This window comes from Stenotrophomonas maltophilia group sp. msm4, from assembly GCF_032025605.1.
Taxonomy (GTDB): domain Bacteria; phylum Pseudomonadota; class Gammaproteobacteria; order Xanthomonadales; family Xanthomonadaceae; genus Stenotrophomonas; species Stenotrophomonas sepilia.
The window spans coordinates 681615-698454 of sequence record NZ_JAVSKK010000002.1 but is presented as its reverse complement, the minus strand read 5'-3'; the positions used below and the strand labels follow the sequence as shown (position 1 = coordinate 698454).

The 16840-nt window shown below is 67.0% G+C and carries 13 protein-coding genes; 6 read left to right on the top strand and 7 right to left on the bottom strand.

Annotation, left to right across the window (positions count from 1 at the left end; genetic code table 11):
- The first annotated feature begins 96 nt into the window (after positions 1–96).
- From ppx to lpxH, 5 genes are all read left to right on the top strand, one after another.
- Positions 97–1623 carry an exopolyphosphatase gene (ppx, locus tag ROV93_RS12310; protein ID WP_005415458.1) on the top strand — a complete coding sequence of 509 codons (1527 nt, stop codon included), beginning with the start codon at positions 97–99 and terminating at the stop codon, positions 1621–1623.
- Between the two features lie 319 nt (positions 1624–1942).
- Positions 1943–4867, top strand: coding sequence for a TonB-dependent receptor (locus tag ROV93_RS12305; protein ID WP_072168271.1), 2925 nt, complete (start codon positions 1943–1945; stop codon positions 4865–4867).
- Between the two features lie 170 nt (positions 4868–5037).
- Positions 5038–6183, top strand: a complete 1146-nt coding sequence (locus ROV93_RS12300; RefSeq protein WP_180890757.1) for a glycosyltransferase family 1 protein — start codon at positions 5038–5040, stop codon at positions 6181–6183.
- A complete protein-coding gene (locus ROV93_RS12295; protein ID WP_065185789.1) occupies positions 6164–6703 on the top strand; it encodes a phosphatase PAP2 family protein in 540 nt (179 codons plus the stop codon). The genes ROV93_RS12300 and ROV93_RS12295 overlap by 20 nt, the downstream gene beginning before the upstream one ends.
- 93 nt (positions 6704–6796) lie before the next feature.
- Positions 6797–7543 carry a UDP-2,3-diacylglucosamine diphosphatase gene (gene lpxH, locus ROV93_RS12290; RefSeq protein ID WP_072169156.1) on the top strand — a complete coding sequence of 249 codons (747 nt, stop codon included), beginning with the start codon at positions 6797–6799 and terminating at the stop codon, positions 7541–7543.
- A 54-nt stretch (positions 7544–7597) separates the two neighbouring features.
- On the opposite strand, the gene ROV93_RS12285 is transcribed toward lpxH, so the two are convergent.
- A complete protein-coding gene (locus ROV93_RS12285; RefSeq protein WP_069138938.1) occupies positions 7598–8851 on the bottom strand; it encodes a M12 family metallo-peptidase in 1254 nt (417 codons plus the stop codon).
- A gap of 225 nt (positions 8852–9076) precedes the next feature.
- Here ROV93_RS12285 and ROV93_RS12280 point away from each other — a divergent pair, with 225 nt between their 5' ends.
- Positions 9077–10534 (top strand): DUF2235 domain-containing protein, encoded by a 1458-nt coding sequence (locus ROV93_RS12280; protein ID WP_072169157.1) that lies wholly within the window; start codon positions 9077–9079, stop codon positions 10532–10534.
- Between the two features lie 66 nt (positions 10535–10600).
- Here ROV93_RS12280 and ROV93_RS12275 read toward each other — a convergent pair whose 3' ends face one another.
- The 6 genes from ROV93_RS12275 to ROV93_RS12250 all read right to left on the bottom strand — a co-directional run bounded on the left by ROV93_RS12275 (position 10601) and on the right by ROV93_RS12250 (position 16839).
- The gene (locus tag ROV93_RS12275) at positions 10601–11425 is read right to left on the bottom strand and encodes a ferritin-like domain-containing protein (RefSeq protein ID WP_049414282.1); all 825 of its coding nucleotides are present in this window, start codon (positions 11423–11425) and stop codon (positions 10601–10603) included.
- Between the two features lie 9 nt (positions 11426–11434).
- Complete coding sequence (gene purF, locus ROV93_RS12270; RefSeq protein WP_049414284.1) at positions 11435–12901, bottom strand: amidophosphoribosyltransferase; 1467 nt, start codon at positions 12899–12901, stop codon at positions 11435–11437.
- A 30-nt stretch (positions 12902–12931) separates the two neighbouring features.
- Complete coding sequence (locus ROV93_RS12265) at positions 12932–13711, bottom strand: CvpA family protein (protein WP_072169155.1); 780 nt, start codon at positions 13709–13711, stop codon at positions 12932–12934.
- A 46-nt stretch (positions 13712–13757) separates the two neighbouring features.
- Positions 13758–14801 (bottom strand): SPOR domain-containing protein, encoded by a 1044-nt coding sequence (locus ROV93_RS12260; protein ID WP_072169154.1) that lies wholly within the window; start codon positions 14799–14801, stop codon positions 13758–13760.
- 80 nt (positions 14802–14881) lie between these two features.
- The gene (gene folC / locus ROV93_RS12255) at positions 14882–16153 is read right to left on the bottom strand and encodes a bifunctional tetrahydrofolate synthase/dihydrofolate synthase (RefSeq protein WP_111008086.1); all 1272 of its coding nucleotides are present in this window, start codon (positions 16151–16153) and stop codon (positions 14882–14884) included.
- 41 nt (positions 16154–16194) lie between these two features.
- Positions 16195–16839: a histidine phosphatase family protein gene (locus tag ROV93_RS12250; protein WP_008268389.1), complete on the bottom strand. Its 645-nt coding sequence runs from the start codon at positions 16837–16839 to the stop codon at positions 16195–16197.
- Position 16840: the final 1 nt, after the last annotated feature.

The following is a 16840-nucleotide window of genomic DNA, read 5'->3' as shown; positions in this document are numbered from 1 at the left end:
GGGATCTGACCCCTTGCAGTCCTGCGGCACGCCCTCTTCCAAAATGTGAAGGCCGCGCGGTGACGAGCACACCGCCCCTTCGGCTAACATTCGTCCATGCCGCACACCACCACGACTCCGCCCGCATTGCAGGATGGCGACCTGCTGGCCGCCATCGACCTTGGCTCCAACAGTTTCCACATGGTCATCGCGCGCTATACGCTCGGCCAGCTGCGGGTGATCGACCGCCTGCGCGAGACGGTGCGCATGGCCGATGGCCTGGATGGCAAAGGTGGTCTCTCTTCCGCTGCACGCCAACGTGCACTGGAATGCCTGGCCCGCTTCGGCCAGCGCATCCGCAATGTGCCGCCGCACCGGGTGCGCGCGCTGGCCACCAACACCGTGCGCCAGCTGCGCTCGCCGCAGTCGTTCCTGGTACCGGCCGAGACCGCACTGGGGCATGCCATCGAAGTGGTCAGCGGGCGCGAAGAAGCGCGCCTGATCTACCTGGGCGTGGCCCACGCGCAACCGCCCAAGCCCGGGCAGCGCCGGCTGGTGATCGACATCGGCGGTGGCTCCACCGAGTTCATCATCGGCATGGGCATGCAGACCCTGGAGCGCGAAAGCCTGCAGGCCGGCTGCATCGCCAGCACCCGGCGCTTTTTCCCCGGCGGCAAGCTGAGCAAGAAGCGCTGGAAGGACGCGCTGGCCGAGATTGGCCGCGAGTTCCAGCCTTTCGCCAGCAAGTACCGCGCGCTGGGCTGGCAGGAAGCGTTGGGCTCTTCGGGCACGCACAAGGCGATCAGCGAGATCTGCGCGACGATGAAGCTGAGCAAGGGCGCCATCACCGCCGAGGCCCTGCCGCAGCTGCGCGATGAACTGCTGAAGGCCAAGAAGATCGACGACATCCAGCTGCCGGGCCTGTCCAGCGACCGCCGCCCGATCATCGCCGGCGGCATCCTGGTGCTGGAAGCGGCCTTCCAGGCGCTGGGCCTGCAGAAACTGCTGGTCAGCAAGGCGGCGATGCGCGAAGGCATCCTGTATGACATCGTCGGCCGCGCCGGCGAGAACGACCTGCGTGACGAATCGGTGGCTGCGCTCAGCCAGCGCTACGGTATCGATACCGTCCAGGCCGAGCGCGTGCAGGACACCGCGCTGTCCCTGCTGGAACAGGTGCAGGAGCGCTGGAGGCTCGATGCCGACGATGCGCGCATGCTCGGCTGGGCCGCGCGCCTGCACGAGCTGGGCCTGATGATCGCGCACAGCGGCTACCACGTGCATGGCAGCTATGTGCTGGAACACTCGGATATCGCCGGCTTCTCGCGCCAGGAGCAGCAGATGCTGGCGGCTCTGGTGCGCAGCCACCGCCGCAGCGTGACCAAGACCGCCTTCGACGCCCTGCCCGAGCGACTGCTGCTGACCGCACGCCGGCTGGCGGCCCTGCTGCGGCTGGCGGTGCTGCTCAATCGCGCCCACGAAGACGATCCGCTGCCGGCACTGGAACTGACCGCCGACGACAACCGGCTGTCGCTGATCGTGCCGCAGGCCTTCATCGATGCCCGCCCGCTGCTGCGCGCGGACCTGATCGGCGAGACCGATGGCATCGCCGGGCTGGGCATCCAGTTCCGTCCGTTCGTGGCCTGAATACGCTGTCCGCTGTTGTCCACAGGACAACCGAGGTGACGCATTTCCCACTCCCACTTTGCGCAGTCTGGCGGTTTTTTGTGCTGCTCCGCACCACAACGGCGCGCTGTGGGCCATCGCTGCCATCACGTAAGCGCCTGCTTTTGTTCACGTTTTGTGAAGGCTGGCGCGGCCGCGTGACATGAATGGATACGAACTCTTTACAGAGCATTAACTAACGAGACTACTATCGGGTCACCGGCTCGGTCATCGACCCTGCTGGCTCCTTCGACGCCCCCTTTGGCGTCCTGTGCACGACCTGAGAGAGAGAGAGCTCGCCATGACTTCACGCACCACCGCACTGGGGCAGGCCATCCGCTACGCCCTGGCTACCACTGCAGCGCTGGCAGCGCTGCCCGCGTTTGCCCAGGAAGGCAGCAACGCCAACCCGACCAACCTCGACCGCATCGAGATCACCGGCTCGCGCATCCGCCAGGTGGACGTGGAAACCGCACAGCCGGTGTTCGCGATCAGCCGCAACGACATCGAAAAGCAGGGGTTCAGCTCGGTTGCCGACATCCTGCAGAACGTCACCGCGATGGGCAGCCCGACCATCAGCCGCGCCAATGCGCTGACCGCAGGCGAGAACGCGGGCGGCACCTACATCGACATGCGCAACCTGGGCACCCAGCGCACCCTGGTGCTGGTCAACGGCAAGCGCCTGGGCATCAGCACGTCCGGCTACCAGGACATCTCCACGCTGCCGGTGTCCGCCGTGGAACGCATCGAGGTGCTGAAGGACGGCGCCTCTGCGATCTATGGCTCCGACGCCATGGCCGGTGTGGTGAACATCATCACCCGTTCCAATGTCACTGGTGTGACTGCCAACGTCTACCACGGCCAGTACAGCCAGGGCGACGGTGCCCGCGACCGCTTCGACGTGGTCGCCGGCTGGAGCAATGAGCGCGTGTCGTTGACCCTGTCGGCCGAGCATGCCGAAGAGAAGGGCGTGTGGGCGCGCGATCGCGGCTTCAGCAAGTACGGCATGACCGATCGCCATCCTTACGACAGCAGCAACTGGACCACGATCAGCCAGTACGGCCAGTTCACGGGTCTGCGCGGCCCGGGCTGTACCGCCACTGCGGGTTGCGGCTATTCCCTCAACCGCGGCGCGGATCCCACCAACCCGGCCAATTACCACCTCACCGATACCACGCCTTTCACCGGTGACGTGAGCAACGCCAACGACCAGATGCATGTGATGTATCCGGTCAAGCGCGACTCGGTCTATTTCGACGGCCGCTTCAAGATCACCGACAGCGTCAACTTCCGCACCGAGCTGGGCTACAACAAGCGTGAGTCCACCCGTCAGATCGCGGGCTATCCGCTGCAGTCGAGCACCGCCGGTGTCGGCTCGATGTCGATCAACAGCTACTTCAACCCGTTCGGCCGCCAGCACGGTTACGCCAACCCGACCGCCGTGGCCTGGAACCGCCGCACCTGGGAAGTGCCGCGCGTGACCACCAGCGAGCTGAAGACCTACCGCGCGGTGGCGTCGTTCGACGGTTCGTTCGAGATCGGCAGCCGCTACTTCGACTGGGAAGTGGGCTACCAGTACAACCGCAATGAGCTGGAATCGGTGGCCACCGGCAACCTGCACAAGGGTCGCGTCGCCGGCGGCGTCGGCCCGTCGTTCTACAACGCCGCCACCGGCAAGGTGCAGTGCGGTACCGCAGCTGCACCGATCTCCTATGACGTGTGCAAGCCGTGGAACCCGTTGGTGCCGTATGGCACGACGGCTGCCGATGGCCTGTACGGCAACGAAGAACTGCAGGCGTGGCTGTTCCCGGAAGAGATCACCAAGGGCCGCACCACCTCCAAGAACTTCTTTGCCAACATCGCTGGCAGCATCGTGACCCTGCCGGCTGGCGATCTCGGCTTCGCCTTCGGCGTGGAAAGCCGCAAGGAAGAAGGCAAGTACACCCCGGATGCCCTGGCCCAGACCGGCGCTACCACCAACCTGGCCGCAGGCCCGACCGGCGGTGACTACACCGTCAACGAGGCCTACCTGGAAGTGAACGTTCCGGTGCTGGCCGACCTGCCGGGCGCGAAGGAACTGACCTTCAATGGCGCAACCCGCTTCTCGGACTACAACACCTTCGGCAACACGCTCAACAGCAAGTTCGGCTTCAAGTGGAAGCCGATCGACTCGCTGATGGTGCGTGGCACCTGGGCCGAGGGCTTCCGTGCACCGACCATCAGCGACCTGTTCGGTGGTGGTTCGGAGACCTTCGCGCAGTTCAGCGATCCGTGCGACACCCGTTTCGGTTCCTCGGCCTCCAGCGCCGAAGTCCGTGCACGTTGCGCACGCGACATCGCCAATGCGAATACCTTCCGCCAGCTGCGCCAGGGCGGCACCCCGGTGAACACGTCGACGGACGCGACGCCGGTGCCGTTCACCTCCGGGTCCAACCCGCTGCTGACGCCGGAAACCTCGACCAGCAAGACCCTGGGCCTGGTCTGGAGCCCGAGCTTCATCCAGGGCTTCAACGCCTCGCTGGACTGGTGGAAGATCCGCATCGACAACACGATCATCGCCGACACGCCGACCCAGATCCTGCAGGACTGCTACGAGTCGGGCATCGAAGCGCGCTGCTCGCGCTTCCAGCGTGACCCGGTGACCGGCATCGTGACCAACCTGAAGTTCGGCAACCGCAACGCGGGCTTCATGGAAACCGAAGGCTACGACCTGGACGTGAGCTACCGTCTGGACACCCGGTTCGGCAAGTTCAACGTGAACTCGGCCACCACCTACGTGTCCAGTGCGACCTACCGCACCTCCAACGACAACTCGATCGTTCCGATCGTCACCAACGGCATCGGCAGCGCCTTCCGCGTCCGTTCCAACCTGGTGCTGGGCTACGAGCGGGGCAACTTCGGCGCGAGCTGGACCGCGCGTTACTACTCGGGCGTGAAGGAAACCTGCTCGAACATCGCGCTGTACCCGGACGAATGCTCGGATCCGGGTGTGTATGCACCGTGGTACAAGGGCGCCCGCAACTACAACGAGCGTGGTGCGGTCACCTTCCACGACGTGCAGGTGCGTTACTCGCTGCCGTGGGATGCCACCGTGTCGGTCGGTGCCAACAACGTGTTCGAAAAGACCGGCCCGATCATGTACAGCAAGCCGAACTCGGCCTTCTCGTACTACGGTGGCTACGACATCGGCCGCTTCGTCTACATGAAGTACCAGCAGCGCTTCTGATCCATCGCGCTGTGACATGAAGCACCAGGACCACGGCCCTTCGGGGCCGTGGTTTTTTGTTGGCCGCAGCGCCCCTTCGGTGGCCGGCGCCCCCGTCATCTGACGGTCGCAAAGCGGTCATGTCGGCTACATCGCCAGGCCCGAGCATGCCGGAAACCGGGAGGCCCGCCATGCGCTATGCCATCGTCACCGAGACCTATCCGCCGGAAGTCAACGGCGTCGCCCTCACCGTACAGGGCCTGGAGCAGGGTCTGCGTGCAGCCGGACACGAGATCGACCTCGTCCGCCCCCGCCAGTCCACCGAAGCGCTGGATTCGGCACCCGGCACCCTGCTGGTTCCCGGCGCTGCCCTGCCCCGCTACCCCGGCCTGCGCTTCGGCCTGCCAGCCCCGATCCGGCTGGGCCGCCATTGGCAGAATCAGCGTCCGGATGCGGTCTACATCGCCACAGAAGGTCCACTCGGCTGGTCGGCACTGCGTACCGCACGTCGCCTCGGCATTCCGGTGGCCAGCGGCTTCCACACCCGCTTCGACGAGTACTTGCCCGACTATGGCGTGGCATGGCTGCAGGCCGCGGCCATGCGCTGGATGCGCCGCTTCCACAACCAGGCGGACGCTACCCTGGTGCCGACCCGCGAACTACAGCAGTTCCTCGGCGAACAGGGCTTCGAACGCGTGCGCCTGCTGGCCCGTGCGGTGGACAGCCAGCAGTTCGATCCAGGCCGGCGCGACCCTGCACTGCGCGAGGAATGGGGCGTGGATGGCAACGGCCTGGTGGCGATCCATGTCGGCCGCATTGCTGCCGAAAAGAACCTCGGCCTGGCGGTGAAGGCATTCCGCCGCCTGCAGCAGATCCGGCCCAAGGCACGCTTTGTATGGGTGGGTGACGGCCCGGCCCGCGAGAAGCTGGCACATGAAAATCCCGATTTCATCTTCTGTGGCATCCAGCGCGGCGATGCGCTGGCCCGCCACTTCGCCAGCGGCGATCTGTTCCTGTTCCCCAGCCGCAGCGAGACATTCGGCAACGTGACTCTGGAAAGCATGGCCAGCGGTGTGGCCACCGTGGCCTTCGACTACGGCGCCGCGCGTGAGTACCTGCGCAACGGCGAGAACGGCGCAGCGGTGGACAGCGACGAGCAGTTCATCGAGGCCGCCGTGCAACTGGCCGCCGATGACGCGAAACGCCACGAACTGGGCGGCAATGCCTCACGTGCGATGAAGCGATTGCATCCACAGCAGGTGGTGGACGAGTTCGATGCGTTGCTGGCCGAGCTTGCGCAGTCGCGGAGGAGCGGCCATGCGCACCACGCCGCTTGAACTGCTGGCAGGGCGCGAGGCGCGCTTGTGCCGGCGGGCGAACCACTACTGCCGGCGCCGCCGCGTGCGCCGCCTGTTCTCGGCCATCAGCCGTCTCGGCGATGGCGTGTTCTGGTATGTGCTGATGGCTGCGCTGGTGGTGCTGGATGGCTTCGATGGCCTGCGCGCCTCGGTGCACATGGCCGCCACCGGCCTGGCCGCATTGCTGCTGTACAAGGGCCTCAAGCGCTGGACGCGGCGTCCGCGGCCTTACGCGGCCGATCTTCGCATCCGCGCCTGGGTGGCACCGTTGGACGAATTCAGCTTCCCGTCCGGGCACACCCTGCACGCAGTGTCGTTCACCATCGTCGCGCTGGCCTACTACCCCTGGCTGGCACCCTTGCTGGTACCGTTCACCCTCGGTGTCGCGCTGTCGCGGGTGGTGCTGGGCCTGCACTATCCTTCCGACGTGCTCGCCGCCACGGGCATCGCCGTCCTGCTGGCTTCGGCCAGCCTGACCTGGCTGCCGCTGCCGGTGTAGCCCAGGGATCAGATCGCTTTTCCGCCGGAAATGCGATCCGACCGCGCGACTCCCGCGGCGCTACCATCATCATTGATGGCCTAGAATGCAGGCATGACCACGTTGTTCATTTCCGACCTGCACCTGGACCCCAGCCGTCCGGAGATCACCGACCTGTTCCTGCGCTTCCTGCGCGAGCAGGCGCCCGGCGCCGATGCGCTGTACATTCTCGGCGACCTGTTCGAGGCCTGGATCGGCGACGACACGCCCTCTCCGGCCGCCGATGCGGTGGCCGATGCGTTGAAGGTGCTGTCCGACAGCGGCGTGCCCGTGTACTTCATCCGCGGCAACCGCGATTTCCTGCTTGGCGAGGACTATGCGCGCCGTGCCGGCCTGCGCATCCTGCCCGACCCGTGCGTGATCGAGCTGTACGGCCGCCCGGTGCTGCTGCAGCATGGTGACCTGCTGTGCACCGATGACATCCCCTACCAGCAGTTCCGTGCGCAGACCCGCGACCCGGTGTTCCAGGCGCAGTTCCTGTCGCAGCCGCTGGCCGCACGCATCGCCTTCGCGCAGAAGGCGCGCGAGGCGAGCCAGGCCCGCCAGTCGGAAATGAAGCAGGGCGATCGCGCGCAGTTCGAGACCGTCACCGACGTCGCCCCGTCCGAAGTCGATGCAACCTTCGTCCGCCACGGCGTGGACACCATGATCCATGGCCATACCCACCGCCCGGCCATCCATACGCTGCAGGCCGGCGGCCGCGACCGCACCCGCATCGTGCTCGGCGACTGGTACGAACAGGGCTCGGTGCTGCGCGTGGATGCCAATGGCTGGTCGCTGGATACCCTGCCCCGCGGGTAATTCCCGCCGGCAGGAAATCCGCGGCCGCACAAGGCGGCCGCGGACAGTACAGACTCAGCGGAAGGCCGCGATGGTGGCCTTGGTGTTGACCAGCACGCGCTGGTTGTCGGCGGTACTGGCGTTGCCCATCGGGATGCCGTTGTAGCTGATGTTCGGGTTGGACCAGTAGTTCAGGCGCGGGCAGCTGCGGGTGCAGTTATAGGCCATGATCGTGCGCCAGCCGGTGCCGCTGGACGGCTCATAGCGGTAGCCGTGGCCATAGGCGTAGGGCGATGTGCTCGGGTCGGTGGCGATGTCATGCCGCGCGCTCTGCAGGTGGCCGATCTCATGCGCGAATGAGTAGTAGCCGGTCGCGCAATCCCAGTACACCGCCGCGAACGCCGTCGACGCGGTCGAGCCGATCCCCGAGGCCAGGCCGCAGTAGGCACTGTTGTTGATCAGCAGCACGCCGACATCGGCCGCGGTGGTGTTGCGGCTGGTGTGGATGCTGTCCATGTAGCCGTCGCTGGTGCCACGGAAACGCGACAGGTCGGTGGTGAAGTTGCCAGACTCGCTGTAGCTGGTGGTCTCGTAACCGGCCAGTTGCAGCGTCAGGCCGACGTTGCTGTTGCCGTAGCCCTGGTTGGACTCGGCCACCGCCAGCTGGACCAGCGACTGCATGTTGCCGCCATAGGCGGCGACGGCGGCATTGGTCGCCACCACCAGCACACGGATGGTCGCCGGCGTACCGGACGATGCCTGCGCGATGCCGATGCGATCGTTGTTGCCCATCGGGATCTTCGGCAGCTGGTTGTAGTCGGCCGGATGGTCGGCCGGCATCCGCGATTCATCCACTTCCACCAGCACGTGGCGGTTGCCCAACGGGCGCAGGCGATACAGCTTTCCATCCTTGCGGATCGAGCCGGTGACGGTGTCGCCCGAGCGCACCAGGATCAGCGAATTGCCGGGGTCGTCCTGGCCGTTGGAGGTGGCCGCGGTCAGTTTGTCCGAGGGCGAACGGAACTGGCCGTACCAGATGCTGCCGCCATCGGGCAGTGCTTCGACCTTGCTGCGCACCGCCTGCACCCGCCGGCCGAGCAGTTCGAATTCCAGCTGCGGTTGTGCAGTAGCTGCTGCATCGACACGCACTTCCTGTACCGTCGCCGTGGACGGGGTGGCCAGCAGCTTGCCCAGTGCGGGCTCGCTGTTTGCCGATGCGCGGCTGATGACCGTCACCGGCTCGAACAATGGTGCCGCATGTGCGGCCGCTGCCACCGACAAACCCAACACCAGGCCACCTGCCGCTTTGCCAATCGATCTGGACAACATTGCGTCGCTCCTTGAATGATGTGAACAGCGTTGATGCAGCACGACCCGGTTTGCCGGGTCTGGTCATATGGCCTGCGCCGGTCGTGTGAATTCAATAGGCGAGAGAAGTGAAAATCAGGATTTGTGATCGACCGCATCTGGGTTAAGTAAGGTCAAAAGCGTTACTACACGTCGCCAACACACCGCTTTCGCGCTACCGTGACGCAGCCACGACGGGGAATGCACATGGCACCATCGCAGGACACGGACGAAGATGTCGGCTTGCTGCGGATCGGGCTGTTCTTCGATGGCACCCGCAACAACGCACACAACCTGGCCCGTGGCAGGCCCCAGCTGCCGCAACCGCGCCCGGCGCAGCTGCGTGCGGATGACGATTCGACCTACCAGAGCCGGTTGACCAGCAGCTACGACAATGGCCTGACCAACATCGCCCGCCTGCAGCAGCTGTACCCGGACAGCCGCAGCGGGACATCGGCGCGCCCCTCCCTGTCGATCTACGTGGAAGGTGTCGGTACCCGCGATGACGCCGACGACGACCTGATCGGACTGGCGTTCGGCATTGGCGCCAGCGGTGTGCGCGCCAAAGTGCAGCGCGCGCTGCAGGTGCTGCTGCCGGCGGCACTGGGTGCACTCGCTACGCGCTGGCAGCGACCACTGCGTGGCGTGCAGCTGGATCTGTTTGGCTTTTCACGGGGTGCGGCCGCCGCGCGCGATGTGGCCAACCAGTTGCAGGCCTGGGATCGCACCCGCTGGCGGCAGCTGTTGCAGGCCGCTGGCCTGTCCTGCACAACGGACTTCGCCCCGGCCGCTCCGCCGCTGCGCTTCATCGGCCTGTTCGACACGGTGGTTGCGGTCAGCGGTGGCCGCACCGACGAACAACCTCATCTCGCGCTGCATGCAGGCGTTGCCAGGCAGGTGCTGCAACTGAGCGCGCGTGACGAGCATCGCCAGCACTATCCATTGACCAGCGTGGCGCCAACGTTCACCGAGATCGCCCTGCCCGGCGTACACGCCAACATCGGCGGCGGCTACAACCAGCTCGAAGAAGGGCCCAAGCTGCTCAGTCGCCCGCGCCGGCAGCTGCTGCGCCGCCCGAGCGTGGCCGAGTACCAGACGCCACCGCTGGCGATCCTGCAGGCGACCACGGCCTACGCCGAGGCACAGGCCGACGCCGAGCGCTGGCGGCAGCAGTTGGGCCTGGACGAAAAGGAAGTCTGGGTGGATGTCTGGCACCAGTGGCAGCAACAGCGTCGCGCCGGCAGCCGCAGCGTAGTGCTGTCACCGGTGCTGTACGTGACGGCGGCCGTGGTGTTGCGCCGGCGCATCGACTGGCGCTACCAGCTGATCGCGCTTCAGGTGATGCAGCAGCATGCCATCGATGCCGGCGTGCAATGGACGGCCAATGCCAACGCAGTCCCCGACTGGGAACTGCCGTCGGCCCTGCAACCGATCGCACGACGACTGGTGGCCGGGCAGCCACTGACGCAAACGCAGGAGGCGCTGTTGCGACGGCGTTACCTGATGCAGTCGGCGCACTGGAACTTCGACGCGCTGGGCGACACCGCACTGACCTACGCTGCCGATGCCGGCGTCAGCGAGCTGCCGTACCGGCCGGGCCCCGGCCTGTTCTACATCAACCGGCCAACGGTGGATGGCAAGCGCGTGGTACTGCCGAACGCATGAAAGAGGGGACGGAGGGAATCAAGTCGCTTGTGCCAAAACGACTTGATTCCCTCCGTCCCCTTTTCTTCAACCGGCCTGCTCGACCAGGTTGGCGAGTTCGTCCGCATCGAATCCGGCCAGCAGGCGCGCTTCCATGTTGAACGGCCCATGCAGGTAGCCGCCGGCGTACTCCACCAGCAGCTCCTTGAAACGCGCGCGCGGCTCGACACCGGCGCGGTCGCAGTACCAGCGATACCAGCGCGAACCGGCGGCAACATGCGCCACTTCCTCACGCAGGATCACCTCCAGCACATCGGCGGTTTCGCCATCACCGACATTGCGCAGCTTCTCGATCATGCCCGGGGTGACGTCAAGGCCACGCGCTTCCAGCACGCGCGGCACCAGCGCCATGCGCGCCAGGCCGTCATGCGCGGTCTTTTCGCACATTTCCCACAGACCGTTGTGTGCGGGGAAATCCGCATAGTCGTGGCCATGCACCTGCAGGCGCTCGCGCAGCAGCATGAAATGCCGCGATTCGTCATCGGCACAGCTGACCCAATCAGCATGGAACGCCGACGGCAGGCCCCGGAACCGGTACACCGCGTCCCAGGCCAGGTCGATCGCATTGAGCTCGATATGGGCAATCGCGTGGATGAAGGCAGCCCGCCCTTCCACGCCACCCAGTCCACGCCGTGGCACCTCGCGCGGATGCACCAGCACCAGTCGTCCCGGACGACCCGGCATGCAGATCGGATCCGGCGGCGGCGCATCCGCGGCCACCTTCAGGCGGCCGGCACGGAACGCGGCCGCATACGCCTGGGTCAATGCGACCTTGCGCAGCGGATCGGCTTCAGCCAGGCACTGCTGCGCAGCGCGCAGCAGGTCGCCACCAACGTCGGGCACATCCACCACGCCTGATCCTCAGGCGCGGCGCTTGTGCTTGGCATCGTCCGAACGCAACTGCTGGATGCGCTCGAAGTAGCCCGGCTCGATACCGGTCGGGTAGTGGCCGTTGAAGCAGGACGAATCGAAGCTGCGCAGCGCCGGGTTGCCTTCGCTCACCGCCGCTTCCATGTCTTCCAGGTCCTGGTAGATCAGCCAGTCGCAGCCCAGGTGGGCCTCGATCTCTTCCACCGTGCGGTTGTGCGCGACCAGCTCTTCGGCCGCCGGCATGTCGATGCCGTAGATGTTCGGGTAACGCACCGGCGGCGCGGCGCTGGCCAGGTAGACCTTGCGCGCGCCGGCATCACGGGCCATCTGCACGATCTGCTGGCTGGTGGTGCCACGCACGATCGAATCGTCCACCAGCAGCACCACGCGGTTGCGGAACTCCAGGTGGATCGGGTTGAGCTTGCGGCGCACCGACTTCACGCGTTCACCCTGCCCCGGCATGATGAAGGTGCGGCCGATGTAGCGGTTCTTGATGAAGCCTTCGCGGTACTTCACCCCGAGCACATTGGAGATCTCCAGCGCGGCATCGCGCGAGGTATCCGGGATCGGGATGATGGTGTCGATGTCGTGGTCCGGGCGCAGGCGCAGGATCTTCTCGCCCAGCTTGATGCCCATGCGCATGCGTGCCTTGTGCACCGAGACGTTGTCGATCATCGAATCCGGGCGCGCGAAGTAGACGTATTCGAAGATGCATGGTGTGTGCTCGGCCGGCTCGGCGCAGATTTCCGAGAACAGCTCGCCGCGCGCGGTGATCACCAGCGCTTCGCCCGGCTGCACGTCACGCACGCGCTGGAAACCCAGCACGTCCAGCGCGGCCGACTCGGACGCCACGATGTACTCGTCGCCTTCTGCGTGGCTGCGCTTGCCCAGCACCAGCGGGCGGATGCCATGCGGGTCGCGGAAGGCCACCAGGCCCAGGCCCAGCACCACGCTGACCACTGCATAGCCGCCCTTGCAGCGGCGATGCACGCCGGCCACCGCGCGGATCGCGGCTTCCGGGCTGAGCTGGCGCTGCTGCTCCAGTTCGTAGGCGAACACGTTCAGCAGCACTTCGCTGTCCGAATCGGTGTTGACGTTGCGCCGGTCCTGTTCGAACACCTGCTGGCGCAGCGCCTCGGTGTTGATCAGGTTGCCGTTGTGGGCCAGCGCGATGCCGTAAGGCGAATTCACGTAGAACGGCTGTGCCTCGTCCATGCCTTCCGAACCTGCCGTCGGATAGCGCACGTGCGCGATGCCGACGCTGCCTTCCAGCGTGGACATGGTGCGGGCGTCGAACACATCGCGGACCAGGCCGGTGGCCTTCTGCACCCGCAGGCGGCTGCCATTGGCGGTGGCGATACCTGCCGCGTCCTGGCCGCGATGCTGGAGAACGGTCAAGCCGTCATACAACTGCCCGGCGACGTTCTGGTTGCCGACGATTCCGACGATGCCACACATGGTGCGAGGTCTCCGCTGGGCTGTGCCCAGTTACAAGGAAGGTGGCCGTACCTGGCCGCGGTGGTCGCCGCGCCTGCGGTCGACATTGGCCGGATCGTCCGGCTCGATACTGTCCGGCAGTGCTGGGGCGTCCGGGCGCACTTCGGCCGGATCGTATGCATCGCCCTGTTCCGCTTTCGCGGGCCGCAGCCATCCGCCGCCCGCCACTACCTGGTTGAGAATGCCATTATCGCCTGCCCCGCCCGGCTTTCCCAACCCGGCGCCTGCGTTCTTCCCCAATTCCATCAATGCAGATGGGGACAGCATGTCGGTCGGCAAGGCCTTGGGCAGCATATCGGCGCCCGGTACCTGCCAGCGCGGCAGCTTCCCGTTCATCCAGGTCACGGCCGGATTCAGCACCGGGCGAACCGCCGAGCGCTTCCAGGAGGGCTCGGCAGTCAGCGGGGTGAAGCCGGCCAGCAGCACCAGGATCGCCGCGATCAGGCCACCTCGCACGGCCCCCAGTACACCGCCCAGCAACCGGTCCAGGCTGGTCAGCATGCTGCGATGGATCATCGCCTTGATGACCATGCCGATCACCGCGACCACGATCATCACGCCAATGCCCACGCCCAGGTAGCCGCCGACGAAATGTTCGCCGCCAGGTGCGGCGGGCGCCGCCCACCAGCGCGCGGCATCGTTGCCGAAGGCGAAGGCCGCCCATGCGGCCAGCAGCCACGACAACGTGCCGATGACGATTCCCACGAAGCCACGCAGCATCCCGAGCAGCGTCGAGGCGGCGATCACGATCAGCAGCACCACGTCGATCATGGCGCCCCGCTCCTTCGGCGGCGCTGGCAACGGGCCTGCGCGTCGGTCATGGGTGCGGTCGGACCATGCCGGCGACGCCAACCTTGGCGGCGACCTGCGCCTTCAGCTGTTCGGCGTCAGCCCGGTTGGCCACCGGTCCGACACGGACGCGATGCAGGGTGCCCTTTTCGGTACGCACCTGCTCGACGAAGGCGCTGAAGCCGGCAGCACGGACCTTGTCACGCAGCGCATTGGCATCGCTGGCCTGACCGAACGCGCCCAGCTGCACGGCGAAGCCGACGCCGCTGGCCGCCGGTGCAGCCGGCGTGGTCGGTGCCGTCACCGGCTTGCTGGCGGTGGCCTCCGGCTTCGGCTCGGGCTTCGGGGTTTCGGGCTTCGGCGCCGGCTTCGGCGGCTCGGGCTTGGCCGCCGGAGTGGCCGTCGCAGTCGGCGTACTCGGCGGCAGGCTTTCGCTGCGCACCGGGTTGCTGCTGGCGGACGGCGAGGTGGCTGCGGACGGGGTACTGGCGCTTGGCGTAGCCGGTGCCGGGGTAGCTGCCACCGGGGCGCTACTGCCCGTTGCGGCATCCAGGGTGATCACTTCGGCCTTCACATCGGCGCGGATCTTCACCGCCTGCAGCCGGGCCGCCTCGGCCTGTGCACGGTCGGCATACGGCCCCACGCGCACACGCCATGCCTGACGGCCGTTGATGGTAGTCGCTTCTGCGAAGCCCGGCAGCTGCGAGCGCTGCAGGTAGGCGATCACGGCATCGGCGTCGGCCTTGCTGCCGTAGGCGCCGAAAGTGACGGCGTAGTTGCCGGCGGCAACCGCCGGGGACGTGTCCACGGTCGGCGGCGTGGCCGGCGTGGCGGCCTCCTGCAGCGGCTTGGCCTGCCCGGTCTGCAGGCCGGTAGCCCCACCGGCCGGGGCCACCAGCGGCAGTTCACGGGTTTCGAACTGGCCATCGGCCGGTGCATCCGGCGCGGCGATAGGCACCGAGGCCACGCCGCTGTCCGGTGCAGGCCCCTTGACCAGCATCGGCAGGAAAATCACGGCCAGTGCAACCAGCACGATGGCACCAATCAGACGCTGTTTCAGAGGCGTATCCACGTGAGGCGGCAACTGTCCGGAGGTTGCGGTCGATTATACAGGTGCCGGACCGGACGGCGTCGGGATTGGCTGAACGTGGCTCAGGCGCTGCCCTGCAACCACTGCAATGCGGCGGCAGCGGTATGGAAGGAGCCAAACACCAGTACGCGGTCACCGCGCTCGGCCCGGGCCAGTACCTGCGCCAGCGCCTGTTCGACCGAAGCGGCCAGCTGCGCGCTGCCAGCAGCGGTCTCGGCCAGGCGCGCCTGCAACTGGGCGGCACTCTGGCCGCGCGGGCCGTCCAGGCCGGCAAGGGTCCACTCGGCAACCACGCCCTGCAATGCCTGCACCACACCCACCGCGTCCTTGTCCTGCAATGCGGCATACACCGCCAAGGTGCGCCCGGCCGACGCCTCGGCCTTCAGCGCGCGCGCCAGCTGGCCCGCCGCCTGCGGGTTATGCCCGACGTCGACGCGGATCTGCACACCGCCACGCTCGAACGCCTGCAGGCGGCCCGGAATGCGCGCCGCCGCGATACCGGCGGCCCACGCCGCGCGCGGCACCGGCTTGTCCAGCGCGCGCAGCGCGGCGATGGCCGCACCGGCATTGGCCAGCTGGATCGGGCCGGCCAGCGCCGGGGTCGGCAATTCCATGCGCAGGCCGACATCGCGCCAGCGCCAGCGCTGGGCGTCGATCGGCTCGTAGAAGTAATCGCTGCCGCCGCGGATCGCGTTGGCACCGACCAGGTAGGCACGCGCGAGCACGCTCGAGGGCGGGTCGGTCTCGCCCAGGATCACCGGCTTCCAGCCGCGGATGATGCCGGCCTTCTCGGTGCCGATCGCCTCGCGGTCCTCGCCCAGCCACTCGGCGTGGTCAATGTCCACGGTGGTGATCACCGCCACATCGGCATCGACGATGTTGACCGCATCCAGGCGGCCGCCCAGGCCCACTTCCAGCACCGCCAGGTCCAGCCCGGCGTCGGCGAACAGCTGCAGCGCAGCCAGCGTGCCGTACTCGAAATAGGTCAGCGTGGTCTCGCCACGCGCGGCCTCGACCGCACTGAACGCAGCGACCAGCGCGGCATCGTCCACGTCCTGGCCGTCGATGCGCACGCGCTCGTTGTAGCGCAGCAGGTGTGGCGAGGTGTACGCGCCCACCTTCCAGCCGGCGGCACGTGCAATGGCTTCGATGAAGGCCACGGTGGAGCCCTTGCCGTTGGTGCCACCGACCACGATGGTGCGCTTGGCCGGCGCCCCCAGGCCCATCGCCGTGGCCACGGCGCGCACGCGCTCCAGGCCCATGTCGATGCTCGCCGGGTGCTGGCGTTCAATGTAGTCCAGCCAGTCGGCCAGGGTGGTCGGGGTGTTCGTCACGGCAGCGGTTCCAGCAGAAGCAGTTGGTGCGAGGGGATCGATCAGAGTGCGCGGTGCTTGGCTTCGCCGAAGAACGGCGTGTGGTGGGCGCAGTCGTTCAGGCGCACCACTTCCAGGCTGTCAAGGTCGGCGCCTTCGAGCAGGTTGAGCGTGGTCGGTGCCTGGCGGAAGGTCCACAGGCGGGAGATCGGCAGGCCCAGCACCTTGCACAGGATCACGCGGTTCACCGCGTCATGGGCGACCACCAGCAGGGTGTCGTGCTCGCCGAGGCCCTCGGTGGCGCGGGCCAGGCCGCGCCAGCTGCGCTCCAGCACCAGGCGCAGCGATTCGCCGCCGGGCATCAGCACGGTATCCGGCTCCTCGCGCCAGGCCTGCAGGCGCGACGGATCCTTCTCATGGATCTCGCTGGCCAGCAGCCCTTCCCATTCGCCGTGGGCGATTTCCTGCAGTTCCGGCTCGGTCAGCAGCATGTCGGCACGGGCGGCGCCAAGCGCCAGCTGCGCGGTGCGCTGCGCGCGCGACAGCGGCGAAGCGACGGCACGGGTAATGTCGACCGAGGCCAGGCGGGCACCCAGTGCCTGGGCCTGGGCTTCGCCGATCGGCGACAGCGGGATGTCGATCTGGCCCTGATAGCGGCCTTCGGCGTTCCACGGCGTTTCACCGTGGCGGGCAAGCAGGATGCGCATG